16 protein-coding genes are annotated in these 14483 nt (G+C 59.6%); 2 read left to right on the top strand and 14 right to left on the bottom strand.

The genetic code is table 11. The features are described from left to right. The first annotated feature begins 61 nt into the window (after positions 1-61). Together HED64_RS07165 and HED64_RS07160 are read left to right on the top strand one after the other, a co-directional pair. A complete protein-coding gene (locus tag HED64_RS07165) occupies positions 62-1297 on the top strand; it encodes an N-acetylglucosamine-6-phosphate deacetylase (RefSeq protein WP_168151365.1) in 1236 nt (411 codons plus the stop codon). 214 nt (positions 1298-1511) lie between these two features. Further along, positions 1512-1715, top strand: coding sequence for a cold-shock protein (locus tag HED64_RS07160; RefSeq protein WP_068735141.1), 204 nt, complete (start codon positions 1512-1514; stop codon positions 1713-1715). A gap of 145 nt (positions 1716-1860) precedes the next feature. On the opposite strand, the gene HED64_RS07155 is transcribed toward HED64_RS07160, so the two are convergent. The 14 genes from HED64_RS07155 to prfA all read right to left on the bottom strand — a co-directional run bounded on the left by HED64_RS07155 (position 1861) and on the right by prfA (position 14385). Then, positions 1861-2298 carry a DUF2550 domain-containing protein gene (locus HED64_RS07155; RefSeq protein ID WP_245325793.1) on the bottom strand — a complete coding sequence of 146 codons (438 nt, stop codon included), beginning with the start codon at positions 2296-2298 and terminating at the stop codon, positions 1861-1863. An 8-nt stretch (positions 2299-2306) separates the two neighbouring features. After that, entirely contained in the window at positions 2307-2591 is a 285-nt protein-coding gene (locus tag HED64_RS07150) for a F0F1 ATP synthase subunit epsilon (protein ID WP_168151364.1), read from the bottom strand. A gap of 2 nt (positions 2592-2593) precedes the next feature. Next, complete coding sequence (atpD, locus tag HED64_RS07145; RefSeq protein WP_132358322.1) at positions 2594-4051, bottom strand: F0F1 ATP synthase subunit beta; 1458 nt, start codon at positions 4049-4051, stop codon at positions 2594-2596. 59 nt (positions 4052-4110) lie between these two features. Further along, positions 4111-5004, bottom strand: coding sequence for a F0F1 ATP synthase subunit gamma (locus tag HED64_RS07140; RefSeq protein ID WP_168151363.1), 894 nt, complete (start codon positions 5002-5004; stop codon positions 4111-4113). 78 nt (positions 5005-5082) lie between these two features. After that, positions 5083-6720: a F0F1 ATP synthase subunit alpha gene (atpA, locus tag HED64_RS07135; RefSeq protein ID WP_132358326.1), complete on the bottom strand. Its 1638-nt coding sequence runs from the start codon at positions 6718-6720 to the stop codon at positions 5083-5085. A 110-nt stretch (positions 6721-6830) separates the two neighbouring features. After that, complete coding sequence (locus HED64_RS07130; protein WP_168151362.1) at positions 6831-7643, bottom strand: F0F1 ATP synthase subunit delta; 813 nt, start codon at positions 7641-7643, stop codon at positions 6831-6833. After that, positions 7643-8197 carry a F0F1 ATP synthase subunit B gene (locus HED64_RS07125; protein WP_132358330.1) on the bottom strand — a complete coding sequence of 185 codons (555 nt, stop codon included), beginning with the start codon at positions 8195-8197 and terminating at the stop codon, positions 7643-7645. The genes HED64_RS07130 and HED64_RS07125 overlap by 1 nt, the downstream gene beginning before the upstream one ends. A gap of 76 nt (positions 8198-8273) precedes the next feature. Continuing rightward, on the bottom strand, positions 8274-8489 hold the full coding sequence (locus tag HED64_RS07120; protein ID WP_071213157.1) for a F0F1 ATP synthase subunit C: 216 nt from the start codon (positions 8487-8489) through the stop codon (positions 8274-8276). 101 nt (positions 8490-8590) lie between these two features. Further along, positions 8591-9397 (bottom strand): F0F1 ATP synthase subunit A, encoded by an 807-nt coding sequence (atpB, locus tag HED64_RS07115; protein WP_245325792.1) that lies wholly within the window; start codon positions 9395-9397, stop codon positions 8591-8593. Positions 9398-9716: 319 nt separating this feature from the next. After that, entirely contained in the window at positions 9717-10208 is a 492-nt protein-coding gene (locus HED64_RS07110) for a hypothetical protein (RefSeq protein ID WP_168151360.1), read from the bottom strand. A gap of 166 nt (positions 10209-10374) precedes the next feature. Next, the gene (locus HED64_RS07105; protein ID WP_168151359.1) at positions 10375-11493 is read right to left on the bottom strand and encodes an MraY family glycosyltransferase; all 1119 of its coding nucleotides are present in this window, start codon (positions 11491-11493) and stop codon (positions 10375-10377) included. Further along, the gene (locus HED64_RS07100; protein ID WP_168151358.1) at positions 11490-12395 is read right to left on the bottom strand and encodes an L-threonylcarbamoyladenylate synthase; all 906 of its coding nucleotides are present in this window, start codon (positions 12393-12395) and stop codon (positions 11490-11492) included. Before HED64_RS07100 ends, HED64_RS07105 begins: the two co-directional genes overlap by 4 nt. A 30-nt stretch (positions 12396-12425) precedes the next feature. Then, positions 12426-13295, bottom strand: a complete 870-nt coding sequence (gene prmC / locus HED64_RS07095) for a peptide chain release factor N(5)-glutamine methyltransferase (protein ID WP_342590668.1) — start codon at positions 13293-13295, stop codon at positions 12426-12428. A 7-nt stretch (positions 13296-13302) separates the two neighbouring features. After that, entirely contained in the window at positions 13303-14385 is a 1083-nt protein-coding gene (gene prfA / locus HED64_RS07090; RefSeq protein ID WP_132358342.1) for a peptide chain release factor 1, read from the bottom strand. Positions 14386-14483: the final 98 nt, after the last annotated feature.

Below are 14483 nucleotides of genomic sequence, written 5' to 3'. Positions count from 1 at the left end.
GGCGCATTTGCGCGGAGCGGCACAATGATGACTTGGCTCACCACAACCTAGACTGGGTTGCATGACTGCCTCTTCTGCACCGCATCGCTACGCATTGACCGGCCGACTCCTCTCCCCCGGGTTGGACATCGCCCGCGGCATCATTGCCGTTGAGGGCCATCGGATTGCCTTTGCCGGTGATGAGCACGAGTTTTCTTTCGTGGATGGCGCTGCCGAGTTTGAGCTGCGCGAAAGCCCCGAGGGAACCATCATCATCCCCGGCCTGATCGATCTGCACTGTCACGGTGCCGCGGGTGGAGATTTTCCCTCCGGTGACCCTATCGCCATTCAGCGGGCCATCGAGCACCTGCACCGCTCCGGCACCACCACCTTCCTGGCCTCGCTGGTGACGGCCAATCGGGCGGACATGCTCGGCGCGGCGTCGGTCCTGGCCGAATTCGCCCAACGCGGGGATATTGCTGGCATCCACGCCGAGGGCCCGTTCCTTTCCACCGCCCGGTGCGGCGCTCAGGATCCTGCGTTCCTTTCCGATCCGCATGCTGACTTTGTTGACGAATTGATCAACGCGTCGGCCGGCCAGTTGCGCACGATGACCTATGCCCCGGAACTTGAAGGATCCGATGCCCTGCTGGAGCAGCTGGTGTCCCAGGGCGTTGTCCCCTCGCTGGGCCATACCGATGCCGATGCCTCCACGACCACCGCTTCGCTCGATCTTGCCCGGGAAGAATTGGCCAGTGCCGGGGTTGACGGATTCACCGAGCGGCCCACTGTCACTCACCTGTTTAACGGCATGCCCTCGATGCACCACCGCGCTCCCGGTCCCGTGGCCGCATGTCTGGAGCTGGCCGCAGCGGGCAAGATCATCGTTGAGCTCGTTGCCGACGGCGTCCATCTAGACCCGGTCACGGTGCGCACGGTCTTCAACATCGTGGGAGCCGAATCCATCGCCCTGGTCACCGATTCGATGGCTGCCACCGGCCTAGCCGATGGCGAATACACTCTGGGCCCGGCCGATGTCACGGTGTCCAAGGGTGAGGCACGCTTGAGTTCCAATGGATCTCTGGCCGGCGGCACCGCCAGCATGCTTGAGGTGCTACGTGCCGTGGTGGACTCGGGTGTTGAACTGCGTGATGCGCTGATCTCCGCTACCAAGGTTCCGGCCAGCGTTCTGGGACTGATTGATGAGGCCGGGGAACTACACCAGGGCTTTGTGGCCGATTTACTGGTCCTTGATGACAAGTTGGGTTTGCAGCAAGTCATTCGCCATGGCGAAAACATTTTTAACATTTCTGCCTAACCACGGGCCGTAGGGTGTTGACCCTAGTCACGGGTGTGTGTGATGCTTGACTCAGTCTTTGTGTTGGTTAGTCATACCCGCCAAAGCAGTGCTGCGGGTGTGAAGTGACCATGGCGGGGTCAGACCCACGTCAGTGATCTTCTCACTTGAGTACCACCCCATGGCAGTTGCACAGTGCAGCGGCCAGATTTTCGCACTAAATGAGGAGATATACATGGCTCAGGGAACCGTGAAGTGGTTTAACGCCGAAAAGGGATTCGGTTTCATCACTCCGGATGGCGCCGAGGCAGACGTTTTCGTGCACTACTCGGAAATCCAGACCAACGGATTCCGCACTCTGGAAGAAAACCAGCGTGTTGAATTCGAAGTTGGCCAGGGTGCCAAGGGCCCGCAGGCGACCGGCGTTGTCGGTCTCTAGGACTTCACAGACTCTTTGAACATTCCCTCGAGAAGGTCCCGTATCGCTTAGCGCCACGGATTCTCTCGGGTGGTAACGCTAGAAGAAGCATTAAAAGCATGGGGCGGGATGATTTTCATCATCCCGCCCCATGCTTTTGTCTTGCTTAGTCCTGTCGCCAGGTGCCAACGCCCGCAACGGGGCCAGCCTCTAGCCAGGCCGAAAGGCCGTTATAGGTCTGGTAGTCCATGGCCACCAAGATTTCTCGGCTTTCATAGCTCATCATCACGATGACGCTTCCGGGCTGCACCTGGTGCATCTCCGCGTCCGCAGGTCGCCGCCAGCCGTTAAGCCGGATCGAGCTGCGTCGGAATCTTTGCACGGGAAGCGGGGAAACCGAAAAGAGCTTGAGAAACTCAAGCTCTCCGGCCCCATACCGCGCAATCGCCGTCACCCACTTCCCGGGGGAAGTGGAGATGGAGGCGTCAAAAGTGCCAAGAGTGCGCCGCAATTGAATGCGGCGCACTCCCATGGCACCCAAGAACATCACCACAAGCAGCAGAGCTGCCAACACGATGAGTACAGGAATGCCGAGTTCGTTCAAGGCAGGATCTATCTATTCCCTGCCGGTGCGGAACCAGCCATGACGGCATTGTCCGCTACGATCACCACACGGTCGGTGTCAACGGAGAAGAACCCGCCATCAACCTGAACCGAGAACCGGGAACCGGAAATCGGATCGATTTCAAGATCGCCGGCAGCAAGGACGGCCAACATCGGTACGTGGCCGGGAAGAATCCCGATCTCGCCGCTGGTGGTGCGTCCCTTGACCAGTTTCGCCGCACCCGACCACACGAAGTGGTCGGCCGCAACGATTTCGACTTGGAGTTCGCTCATGTTTAGCGCGTCGACTTCTGGATGTCGGCCCACTGGCGCTCAACGTCGTCCATGCCGCCGATGTTGAAGAATGCCTGTTCGGCAATGTGGTCAACGTCGCCGTTGCAGATCGCGTTGAAGCCCTCGATGGTGTCCTTGATGGCAACCGTCGAACCCTCGACACCGGTGAACTGCTTAGCAGTGTAGGTGTTCTGGGAAAGGAACTGCTGGATGCGACGAGCACGCGAAACAACAATCTTGTCTTCTTCACCGAGTTCATCGATGCCGAGGATAGCGATGATGTCCTGCAGTTCCTTGTTCTTCTGAAGGATCTGCTTAACACGAACCGCGGTGTTGTAGTGGTCGTGACCAACGTACTGCGGGTCAAGGATTCGCGACGTGGAGGTCAGCGGATCGATGGCCGGGTACAGACCACGAGAAGCGATTTCACGGGAAAGTTCCGTGGTCGCATCCAAGTGGGCGAAGGTCGCGGCCGGGGCCGGGTCCGTGTAGTCATCGGCAGGCACGTAAACGGCCTGCATCGAGGTGATCGAGTGACCCTTGGTCGAGGTGATGCGCTCCTGAAGGAGACCCATCTCATCGGCAAGGTTCGGCTGGTAACCAACGGCCGAAGGCATGCGGCCCAGAAGGGTCGACACCTCGGAACCGGCCTGGGTGAAGCGGAAGATGTTGTCAATGAAGAGCAACACGTCCTGGTTCTGAACATCGCGGAAGTACTCAGCCATGGTCAGTGCCGACAGGGCCACGCGAAGACGCGTTCCTGGTGGCTCATCCATCTGGCCGAACACCAAGGCGGTGTCCTTCAGAACGTTGGCTTCTTCCATTTCAACCCAGAGGTCATTACCTTCACGGGTGCGCTCGCCAACACCGGCGAATACCGAAGTACCACCGAAGTTACGTGCAACACGGGTGATCATTTCCTGGATCAACACGGTCTTACCAACGCCGGCGCCGCCGAACAGACCAATCTTGCCGCCCTTGATGTAAGGGGTCAAAAGGTCAATCGACTTAATGCCGGTTTCCAGCATTTCGGTCGAACCCTCAAGGCTTGCGAATGCAGGTGCCTTGCGGTGGATCGGCCAACGCTCGGTGATCTGGAGTTCCGAAGCTGCAATGTCGAGGGGTTCGCCCAAAACATTGAAGATGTGACCCTTGACGACATCGCCAACGGGTACGGAAATCGGTGCACCGGAATCGACTACCTGGGTACCGCGGACAAGTCCGTCGGTGGCCTGCAGGGAGATCGCGCGAACCATTGAGTCACCGAGGTGCTGGCTGGTTTCGAAGGTGATGGTGGTGGTCTTGCCGTTGAGGGTAATCTCAGCGGAAAGAGCATTGTAAATAGCGGGCAGGGAGTCGGCGGGGAATTCAACGTCGACAACCGGGCCGATAACGCGTGCAATACGACCGATAGCACCGGTCGAAGCAGCGGTACCCTGCTCGTGGAGTTGGGCAGTCATCTCTCTCTCACTTCACTTGTGTAGATGGCGTGGATGTAAGTCTGGTTAGGAAGATTCCGTTAGCCGTTCAGCGCGTCGGCGCCGGCAACAATTTCGGAAAGTTCCTGAGTAACCTCGGCCTGGCGGGCGTTGTTACGAAGACGCGTGTACTTCTTGATCAGTTCGTTGGCGTTGTCGCCAGCGGACTTCATGGCACGCTGGCGGTGTGCGAGCTCGGAAGCTGCAGCCTGCAACATGGCATTGAAGATACGCGATTCGATGTACCGCGGGAGAAGTGCATCAAGCACCTGCTCCGGCTCCGGCTCGTATTCGTACTGCGGCAACAGCTCATCGGCAGGAGTCTCAGACTCCTCCTCGACAACCTCAAGCGGCAGCAAACGAATGACCGTCGGTTCCTGAACGACCATCGACTTGAACTGAGAGAAAACAACGTGGATTTCGTCCACGCCTCCCAATTCGAAATCATCGGCGAAGTCCTTGAGCAGGACTTCGCGCAATTCGCGTGCGGTCTCAAACTCCGGGGCGTCGGTTCCACCGGTCCACACCTTCGCGAAGTCGCGTCCACGGAAGTCGAAGTACGCCTGAGCCTTGCGGCCGACCAGGTAGGTCTTGACGTCCTTGCCTTCTTTGTGGAGCAGTTCTGCGAGGTGCTCTGCCTGCTTCAAGACGCTGGCGGAGTAGGAACCGGCGAGTCCGCGGTCCGAGGTCAAAACCAAGACCGCCGCGCGACGGATTGACTCCGGCTCGGTGGTCAGTGGGTGATCAACCTCTGACTGTGACGCGACGGCAGTAACAGCACGGGTAATCGCATTGGCGTACGGCAGCGATGCCGAGACACGCGCGCGTGCCTTGCCAATACGGGAAGAGGCGATCAGTTCCATCGCCTTGAAGATCTTGCGCATCGACGAGGTCGAAGCAATCTTCTGGCGGTAGACCCGAATCTGGGCTCCCATGTTTGTCCTTTCCTTATCCCTTTGTAGAGGTTGCCGCGCCGCGCGAGGTGGCGCGGCAACCACTAATCAAAGGAGATGTCAGCGCTTTTGCTTGACGATCTTTTCCTGGTCAACAGAACCTTCAGCCAAAGCATCAAATTCTTCGTGACCGGCGGCGACCAGCTGGTCGTCACCTTCACCGAAGAAGCCAGCCTTGAAGGTGGCGATGTTCGACTTGAGCGATTCCACGGTCTCGTCCTCGAGCTTGCCGGTTTCGGCAATCACGGTCAGGACGTTGGTGCGGTGACGCAGGTGAGCCAGGAACTCGGTTTCGAAACGCATAACGTCTTCAACCGGGACATCATCCAGGTAGCCCTTGGTACCGGCCCACACGGAGACAACCTGATCCTCAACCGGGAACGGTGCGTACTGTCCCTGCTTGAGCAGTTCCATCAGGCGAGCGCCACGGGTCAGCTGCTGCTTCGAAGCGGCATCCAGGTCCGAGGCAAACATGGCGAATGCCTGCATGTCGCGGTACTGGGCCAGCTCGAGCTTCAACGTACCGGCAACCTTCTTCATCGCCTTGATCTGCGCCGAGCCACCAACGCGGGACACCGAGATGCCTACGTCAACTGCCGGACGCTGGTTAGCGTTGAAGAGGTCCGACTGCAAGAAGATCTGGCCGTCGGTGATGGAAATGACGTTGGTCGGGATGAATGCCGAAACGTCGTTTGCCTTGGTTTCGATGATCGGCAGACCGGTCATCGAGCCTGCTCCGAGTTCGTCGGAGAGCTTTGCACAACGCTCGAGCAAGCGAGAGTGCAGGTAGAACACGTCGCCTGGGTAGGCCTCGCGTCCCGGTGGGCGTCGCAGCAACAGCGATACGGCGCGGTAAGCTTCGGCCTGCTTGGACAGATCATCAAAGACAATCAGAACGTGCTTGCCGTCGTACATCCAGTGCTGGCCAATGGCCGAACCGGCGTACGGTGCCAGGTACTTGAAGCCGGCCGGGTCAGATGCCGGCGAAGCAACAATGGTGGTGTATTCCAGCGCACCGTTAGCTTCAAGAGTCTGGCGCACTGCAGCAATGGTCGATGCCTTCTGACCAATTGCCACGTAGATGCAGCGGACCTGCTTGTTGGTGTCGCCCGAAGCCCAGTTGGCCTTCTGGTTGATGATCGCGTCAACGGCCAGAGCGGTCTTACCGGTCTGACGGTCACCAATGATCAGCTGACGCTGGCCACGGCCGATCGGGATCATTGCGTCTATGGCCTTCATGCCGGTCTGCAACGGTTCGTGAACCGACTTACGCTGCGTCACGCCAGGAGCCTGAGTTTCCAGCGCACGACGTGCGGTGGAAGCAATCGGGCCCAGGTCATCAATCGGCTCACCCAGCGGGTCAACCACTCGGCCCAGGAAGGCGTCGCCAACCGGAACCGAAAGGATCTCGCCGGTGCGCTCAACGCGCTGGCCTTCGGCGATGCCGGCGAAGTCGCCAAGGACGACAACACCGATCTCGCGGGTGTCAAGGTTCTGGGCCAGGCCCAGAGTGCCGTCTTCGAAGCGAAGAAGCTCATTCGCCATGACGGAGGGAAGACCCTCCACCTTGGCGATGCCGTCGCTTGCCGTAGTTACGCGGCCGACCTCGGTGCGCTCTGCTTTGCCCGGTTCGTAGGACGCTGCGAACTCATTCAAGGCATTGCGGACGTCGTCGGCGTTGATGGTCAATTCGGCCATCTGCAGTCCCTGCTCTCCTAAGTTGTGATTACCGCGGTGAATCGTAGCGGTAACCGAAATTTGATTCAGTCTATGGTGACTGGCTGGCAAGACAGACCCGAAGGTACTGTCTAGCCTGCCAACCTGCGGCGCAGATCCGACACGCGGGTAGCGATAGTTGCGTCAACAACCTCATCGCCCACCTTTACGCGGATTCCGCCGACTAGTGCCGGGTCGATCTCGACGTTGATGTTCAACTCTCGACCGTAGAGGTTGTTCAGGCCTGCCTGCAGGCGCGCCAGCTGCTCGGTGGTGAGGTCACGTGTGACGCTCACCGAAGCAATCCAGCGTTCCTGACGCTTTGCCACCAATTCCACGAAGCGCTCCAGCAATGCGATGGGCTTGAGCCCACGCGGTGCCGAGACAGCTTGGCGGATCAACAATGCGGATGCGGCACTGGCGTTCGGCAGAAGACGCAGCGCCAGGGCGCGTTTGGCTTCGGTCGATGCCTGTGGATCATCGAGTGCACGTTGCAGATCATGACTGGATCCAACAACTCGGATGAACGCGAAGAGGTCTTCTTCGAGCCTCTCCAGGCCAGCGGAACCGTCCTGACGCTCGGCAACCGCGATGGCGGCAGTTGCCGCCACGGTTTCCAGTGCATCACCAATGTCTCGTGCCGAGCTCCAGCGCGAGGAGGCCAATTCTGCAACGGTGGATTCGGCAGTTACCGAAACCTTCCCGCGCAACAGCGAGGCTACAAGCCCCGCCTTGTCCTGAGCTCCGCGGGCCGGGTCAGTCAGTGCGCGACGCAGGCCGGCGTTGCCGTCAAGAACCTCGACGGCGCCAAACAGCTCAGCTGACAATTCCAAGGACGCGTGTGCAAGCTTGGTTTCCAACGACGTCAGTGCCGCGGCCAGTGACTCGCTCGATACACCTGCCATTAGTTCGATGCACCCGCGTTCTGCTGGGATTCCAGATCTGCCAGGAACTTGTTGACTACGCGAGCTGAACGCTCATCGTTTTCAAGCGCTTCGTCGACGATCTTGCTAGCCAACGAGGTTGCCAGAGTTCCAACTTCGGCACGCAGCGAAGTAACTGCTGCGGTGCGCTCTGCTTCGATCTGACGGTGAGCCTGCTCAGTAATGCGAGCGGACTCTTCTGCTGCCTTGGTCTTGAGTTCAGCCAGGATTAGTGCACCTTCTTCGCGCGCATCCTCACGGATACGGTTGGCTTCGGTGCGTGCTTCCAGCAGCTGTGCCTTGTACTGTTCCAGGGTGGCGTTAGCTTCTGCCTGTGCGGCTTCTGCCTTCTCAAGTCCACCCTCGATGGCCGTGACACGGTCCTGGTAGGACTTCTCGAATGCCGGGGCAATGTACTTGACCACGATGAACAACAGGACAGCAAAGCCTGCAGCAGTGACAAGAATTTCCCACGGGTTCGGAAGCAGCGGGTTTGCGCCCGCTTCTGCTGCGAGGATCAATTCGTTGCTGATCATTCTCACTCTTCCTTATCTCTTAAGTTCCAACTTGTAATGACACCTGCACTAGTGGCAGGGCCACCATCAAGAGAAACTACGCGCCGACGACGAAGGCGAAGACGAGGCCCAAGATTGCCAGTGCTTCTGCAAGGGCGAAGCCAAGCATAGCGATCGGCTGCAGGATGCGCTGTGCTTCCGGCTGGCGTGCAACGCCATTGATGTAAGCAGCGAAGATCATGCCCACGCCGATGGCCGAGCCGATTGCAGCCAGGCCGTAGCCGATCATGTTAAGGGAGCCGTGGAGTTCCATTTCGTTCCTTTCAAGATACCGACACTCTGTCGGCAGGTTGTGAGGTCATTCCCCCATTCAAAGGGGAAAACTTTTAGTGAAGTAGTGCGAGCCCGAAGTGCTTAGTGGGCGTCTGCATCCAGGGCACCCTGGATGTAGATAGCGGTCAGCAGGGTGAAAACAAACGCCTGCAGAACCATGATTAGGAGTTCAAGGAAGTACATCGCTACGGAGCCAACGATGACCAGAACGCCAACGGCGTTCAGGGCCAAGGACTCCTGCACCATGATCAAGTGGCGAGCGCCGGTTGCGGCGAGCATCACGATGATGTGACCCGAAAGCATGGTCGCCATCAAACGCAACGAGTGAGTCAGCGGACGAACGATGAAGTTGGAAATGATTTCCAACGGCACCATCAGCGGCATGATCCAGTTCGGGACGCCCGAAGGAACGACGGCAAGCTTGAAGTAGCGAATTCCGTGATTCTTCACGCCGACTGCAATCCAGGTGCCATAGATAATGATGGCCATGGCGTAGGCGGAACCAGCGTGGGAGAAGGAGGGAATCTGCAGGAACGGGATGGCCCCAAAGAGGTTGTTCAGCAAGACGAAGAAGAAGGTGGCAAACAGCAACGGAACCCACTGAGCGAAGTTCTTCTCGCCAATGATGTCGCGGCCCACGCTGTTACGGACGAATCCGTAAGCGCTTTCGGCCAGGAACTGTGCCTTGCCTGGAACCAACTTGGGGTTCTTAATAGCTGACTTGAAGAACCACACGATCAAGATGATCGAGAGGATGATCATGATCATCTGCTTGCCGAAACCAGTCCCGTACTCGGCTAACCATGGCAGCACCTCGGGAAGGTGGGTGTCGGATATCGACGGCGGGACGTAAGGTTCAGTGGCCGTCGGAAGCGCAAACGCGGTCAACGCGCTGTCCTCTCTGCAGTTTCGGTCATGGGACAAATTTGGTGATTCGGCGCAGGGCGCCATTCACCGTGTGAAGTTCTAATGGTCGATCTCATCACTTGGCGGCAACCCACGGCTTCGATGCCGTAAATGGTGGCGAGCGAGAAAGTATCCGGCCGTTGCACCTAAGAGCGCACCGAGGAAAACAATCCAGCGAGTATCCAGCAAGAGATCCAGACCCCAGCCTATCAAACCCCACGCGATGAACCCGCCAATAATGTAGTTGGCGTACTCTCGCACTGAGGCAAACTTCGGCTCTAACGAGCGGTCTGGTTCAGAGTTATCCACGCTTGCCTCCCGAAGAATCGGAAGGCGATGGATCGTCGTCATTAAAAATGGGTAGCCGTGCCCGGGAAAAGGCGCGGATCTCGCCAAACTGCCACAACACGAGGGAACCAATGGCGCCCCACATGAAGTAGGGCGCAAGCACCCATGATGGCAACGAAGCAAAGAGCACCAGAAAACCCATGCCTAAGATCTTGGCCATATACATGAACAAGAAGGCGGGAAGCGCCCAGCTGGCGCGATATCTCCCGGCAAATTCGGCAACAAGGAGGCTGACGCCGAAGAAAACGACAATCAATGCGCACCCGAAGGCCAAGGAACCGGCGATTACCCCACTCAGAATCGGCCATGCGGCAAGGGAGAGAACGAGTCCGGCACCAGCGGTGTAGGCCGTGCAGGTCTTCAGAATCCCCATCCAAGGGGAGCGCGGAGCCGACGCTGCGACAAGCGCACCGTTGGTTCTTGAGCCGCGTTCCGGCTTGATCATGAAATCCCAGTTCCCTTGTATACAGAAGCGACCAAAATAGCAGGTCGTCCTGACTGTCATGAAGGATAGATATGAGCGAGCCCCGCAAGGAGGCAACTTGAATTCTACACGAGATAGAAGGAGGGGCCCACTTGAGGAGTCCTCGGGTTGGGCTAACGGATAAAAGCTAACGCGCGGCCTTGCGCTTAGCCCGGGCCCGAGCCCGCTCGAGCATCGGCATCCACGTGATCAACGTCACCAAAATAAACGCAGCAATATATAGGGGAATGGCAATTCTACGATCTGCCAGGGAAATAACTACCACCCCTGAGGCGACCAGAGCGGCCCACATATACAGGATCAGAACTACCGCTCGAGGACTGTGACCCAGATCGACGAGGCGGTGATGGATATGGCCACGGTCAGCACTGAAGGGGGACTTCCGCTTGGCACTGCGCCTGATAATCGAGAGCAGCAAATCAAGATATGGCAGCACTATGACGGCGACCGGGAGAATCACCGGCATAAACGCTGGAACATTCCGGAAACGGAAGGCGTCCTCACCCAGCACATCGCCCGTGACGGCCAAGGTGGAAACCGCAAATAGCAGGCCGATGGCCAGCACCCCGGTCTCCCCCATAAAGATGGACGCTGGCTGAAAATTGTGCGGCAGGAAACCCAGTGTTGCACCCAGCAGAACAGCACACATCAGGGCGGAGAAGTTGGAGTAATCCTCGTCGCTGACGCGGGTAGCAAGCAGGTAACTGTATACAAAGAAGGTTGCTGCGCCGATCGCAGAGATGCCGGCGGCGAGTCCGTCGAGCCCGTCAACAAAGTTGATGGCGTTCATGGTTCCCACGATGACCAGCACCGTGACAACAACCTGCAGCACCGGGGAATCTATGTGTAGCGAGCCGACGGGAAGTGCCTTGAGCAAGATTCCGTGTTGGACAATGACCAGGCCCACCGCTATTTGTCCGATGAGCTTGATCCACCACCGCAGATCAATCAGGTCATCGAGGATCCCCATCACCAAGATGATGCCCAGACCTATCAGGACCCCGCGGATCGGTTCAGCGGATTTGAAGATCCCGTGGAAGAACGGGATCTGCGAGGCGACACCGATCCCGAGGTACAGCCCACCAACAATGGCCACACCACCGAGCTTCGGAGTCGGGACCTGATGGAAGTCACGAGCGCGCACCGGTTGCTGCGGCATTAACCTCGAGCCCACAACACGCATGACCGGAGTGAGCAGATACGAGGTCATGAAGGCGATCCCGATCAGCAGCAGATAACTTCTCATGATTCGCGGGGAGACTCCCCGGGCGTTACTCCATTCGTGTCCTCCTGCTGTGCAGCGGAGGTGCCGGGAGTGCTTTCGGCATCGGCGTCGATCTCAAGAGCCAGTTCTGGTGCGGCAGTCTCTACGGGTTCTGTCGTCTGAACGTCCTCACCGAGCTCGGCGGCATCCGCAACGTCGGTAGCTTCGGCGATCTCGGCAGCGTCAGTGGGCACGACAGCGTCTTCGCCTTCGTCGATCGCTGAGTGGCCATCGATATCCAGGAGTTCCGGGGCCACGGTTCGCAGTTGCTCCAGGCTCAGCGCACCGGCACGCACCACGCGCGGCGGGGTGAGCGTGCAGTCGATGATGGTGGAGCTCAGGGCCTCACCGGAGACGGGGCGCGGCCCGGCCTCTAGATAAACCTCCACGGATTCTCCGAGCTGGTCAAAGGCTTCGGCGGCGGTTGCTGCCGCCGGGTGACCGGTGCGATTAGCCGAAGAAACGGCCAAGGGGCCGGTGGTGCGTAGCAGGGCGCGGGCCACCTCATCGTCCGGGACCCGAAGCGCCACCGTTCCGCGGGTCTCCCCCAAATCCCAGGTGAGCGACGGTTGGGCCGGCAGAATCAGGGTGAGGGCACCGGGCCAGAACTTCTCTGCGAGGTTCCGAGCGACCAATGGCACATCGGTCGCCAGACCGTCCATCGTAGCCATCGCCGGCATCAGCACCGGTGGCGGCATCGAGCGGCCGCGGCCCTTGGCTGCCAGCAGCGTGGCAACGGCCTGGGCGGAAAATGCATCGGCGGCAATGCCATAAACGGTGTCAGTGGGCATGACAATGCAGCGGTTAGCCGCAAGTGCCGTGCGCGCCGCCTCGAGCCCTGCTTCGAGGTCAATGCTGTCGTGGGCGTCAAAACGTGAAGTCACGTGATCATTCTTCCATGTCTGGTGGGATATTCAGCGGCGGACGCCACTGGTGGCACGGTCGCGTCCGTTCAGGTCTTGATGAGTCTTCACATTCTCCCAGTGACCGGTGGCCCTAAACATCGCCGCCATCGCCGGGGCCTGGACCTCGGCATGTTCCATCACGAAGTACCCACCGGGGTGCAAGAGCCGAGCAGCCGAAGCGGCAGCCGCCCGTGGCAGCACCATGCCGTCTTCCCCGCCGCCGTACAGGGCCATCGCCGGGTCGTGGTCCCGGGCTTCGGGTTCCCGCGGCACGGCGTTGGCCGGGATGTAAGGCGGATTGGACACCACCACATCACAGCGTCCATCAAGTTCGGGCAGAGCATCGGTGAGATCCCCACGCACCAAGGTGACCCCCAGCGGCTCCAGATTGCGCGCCGCGTAGGCGTAGGCCTGCTCGGACAGCTCCACCGCATACACCTGGGCACCGGGGACCTCGTGCGCCAGCGAACCGGCGATGGCTCCGGATCCGGTGCCCAGATCTACCATCAGCGGGTTCGTCAGAGTTGCTGCCACGTCGATGGCCAGCTGCACGACCGACTCGGTCTCCGGGCGCGGCACAAAAACACCCGGGCCCACAAACAGGTCGAGGTACCTGAAGTAGGCCACCTGGGTGAGGTGCTGCAGCGGGATGCGCTTTGCCCGCGACGCTATCAGCTGTGCAAAGGCCGGAGCATCGGATTCGGAGAACGACTCCCCCAGCATCACCATGGTGGCCAATCGGCCGCGGCTGACCCCCAACACGTGGGCAGCCAACAGCTCGGCATCAACCTTCGGTGAGGGGACATCCGCGGCCTCAAGCACCGCGGTGGCGGTGGCCAGCACCTGCGCCAGCGTCGCGCCGGAAGGTGTGTGGGTCACGGTGGAGCTACTCCTTGTCCCCGCCGATGGCGTCAAGACGCTGCTGCTCATCCATCTCGATGCAGGAGTTGATCAACGGATCCAGCTCACCGTTCATCACGTGGTCAAGGTTGTAGGCCTTGTAGCCGGTGCGGTGATCGGCAATCCGGTTTTCCGGGTAGTTGTAGGTACGGATGCGCTCGGAGCGGTCCATGGTGCGCACCTGCGACTTGCGGATATCGGAGTTCTCCGCGTCGATGATGGCCTGCTGGTGAGCCAACAGACGTGAACGCAGCACGCGCATGGCGGCTTCACGGTTCTGAATCTGCGACTTCTCATTCTGCATGGCCACCACGATGCCGGTGGGGATGTGAGTCAGGCGCACCGCGGAGTCGGTGGTGTTCACGGACTGGCCACCGGGACCCGAGGAACGGTAAACATCGACCTTCAGGTCATTCGGGTGGATGTCGACTTCTTCGGGCTCATCAACCTCGGGCAGGATCAAAACACCCGCGGCGGAGGTGTGAATGCGGCCCTGGGACTCGGTCTGCGGAACGCGCTGCACGCGGTGCACTCCACCCTCAAACTTCAGGTGCGCGTACACGCCCTGGGCCGGGTCACTCGACTTACCCTTGATGGCCATCTGGGCATCCTTGTAGCCGCCGAGGTCGGATTCGTTAAACGAGATCAGCTCGGTCTTCCAGCCCTTGGTCTCCGCGTAGCGGGTGTACATGCGCAACAGGTCGGCGGCGAACAGTGCTGCCTCGTCGCCACCCTCGCCACCCTTGACCTCGAGGATCACGTCGCGCGCGTCGTTGGGATCTCGCGGGATCAGCAGCCGGCGCAGCTTTTCCTCAAGCACCGGCAGCTTCTCGTTCAGCTCTTCAACCTCGGCGGCGAAGTCGGGGTCCTCATCGGCCATTTCCTGCGCGGTTTCCAGGTCCTCGGTGGCCTGCTTCCAGCGCTTGTGCGCCTCAACAATGCCGTTGAGCTCCGCGGAGCGGCGCCCCAACTTCCGGGCGACGGACTGATCTTGGTAAACGGCGGGATCCGAGAGGCGGGCCTGAAGGGCTGCGTGCTCATCGAGTAGTCCCTGTACGGACTCAAACATGGTTGAACTTCTTTCACTACGACTGTGGTTCCCAGTGTAGGGAACGAAAAGGGATCGTGGGGGCTTAACGACCAACGCCCAGCTCCACCGGTCCGGGT

The sequence above is a fragment of the Paeniglutamicibacter terrestris genome, from assembly GCF_012271785.1.
Classification (GTDB): domain Bacteria; phylum Actinomycetota; class Actinomycetes; order Actinomycetales; family Micrococcaceae; genus Paeniglutamicibacter; species Paeniglutamicibacter terrestris.
Note: the sequence above shows the minus strand (reverse complement) of the source record. Positions and strands in the feature narration are given on the sequence as shown.

What these genes read in the sequence shown, in the direction of transcription:
- atpA (WP_132358326.1), bottom strand. Translation starts at nt 6,720, where the DNA reads ATGGCCGAATTGACCATCAACGCCGACGACGTCCGCAATGCCTTGAAT.
- atpD (WP_132358322.1), bottom strand. Translation starts at nt 4,051, where the DNA reads ATGACTGCCCAACTCCACGAGCAGGGTACCGCTGCTTCGACCGGTGCT.
- HED64_RS07160 (WP_068735141.1), top strand. Translation starts at nt 1,512, where the DNA reads ATGGCTCAGGGAACCGTGAAGTGGTTTAACGCCGAAAAGGGATTCGGT.
- HED64_RS07140 (WP_168151363.1), bottom strand. Translation starts at nt 5,004, where the DNA reads ATGGGAGCCCAGATTCGGGTCTACCGCCAGAAGATTGCTTCGACCTCG.
- HED64_RS07165 (WP_168151365.1), top strand. Translation starts at nt 62, where the DNA reads ATGACTGCCTCTTCTGCACCGCATCGCTACGCATTGACCGGCCGACTC.
- HED64_RS07120 (WP_071213157.1), bottom strand. Translation starts at nt 8,489, where the DNA reads ATGGAACTCCACGGCTCCCTTAACATGATCGGCTACGGCCTGGCTGCA.
- prfA (WP_132358342.1), bottom strand. Translation starts at nt 14,385, where the DNA reads ATGTTTGAGTCCGTACAGGGACTACTCGATGAGCACGCAGCCCTTCAG.
- HED64_RS07130 (WP_168151362.1), bottom strand. Translation starts at nt 7,643, where the DNA reads ATGGCAGGTGTATCGAGCGAGTCACTGGCCGCGGCACTGACGTCGTTG.
- HED64_RS07105 (WP_168151359.1), bottom strand. Translation starts at nt 11,493, where the DNA reads ATGAGAAGTTATCTGCTGCTGATCGGGATCGCCTTCATGACCTCGTAT.
- HED64_RS07125 (WP_132358330.1), bottom strand. Translation starts at nt 8,197, where the DNA reads ATGATCAGCAACGAATTGATCCTCGCAGCAGAAGCGGGCGCAAACCCG.
- HED64_RS07110 (WP_168151360.1), bottom strand. Translation starts at nt 10,208, where the DNA reads ATGATCAAGCCGGAACGCGGCTCAAGAACCAACGGTGCGCTTGTCGCA.
- HED64_RS07150 (WP_168151364.1), bottom strand. Translation starts at nt 2,591, where the DNA reads ATGAGCGAACTCCAAGTCGAAATCGTTGCGGCCGACCACTTCGTGTGG.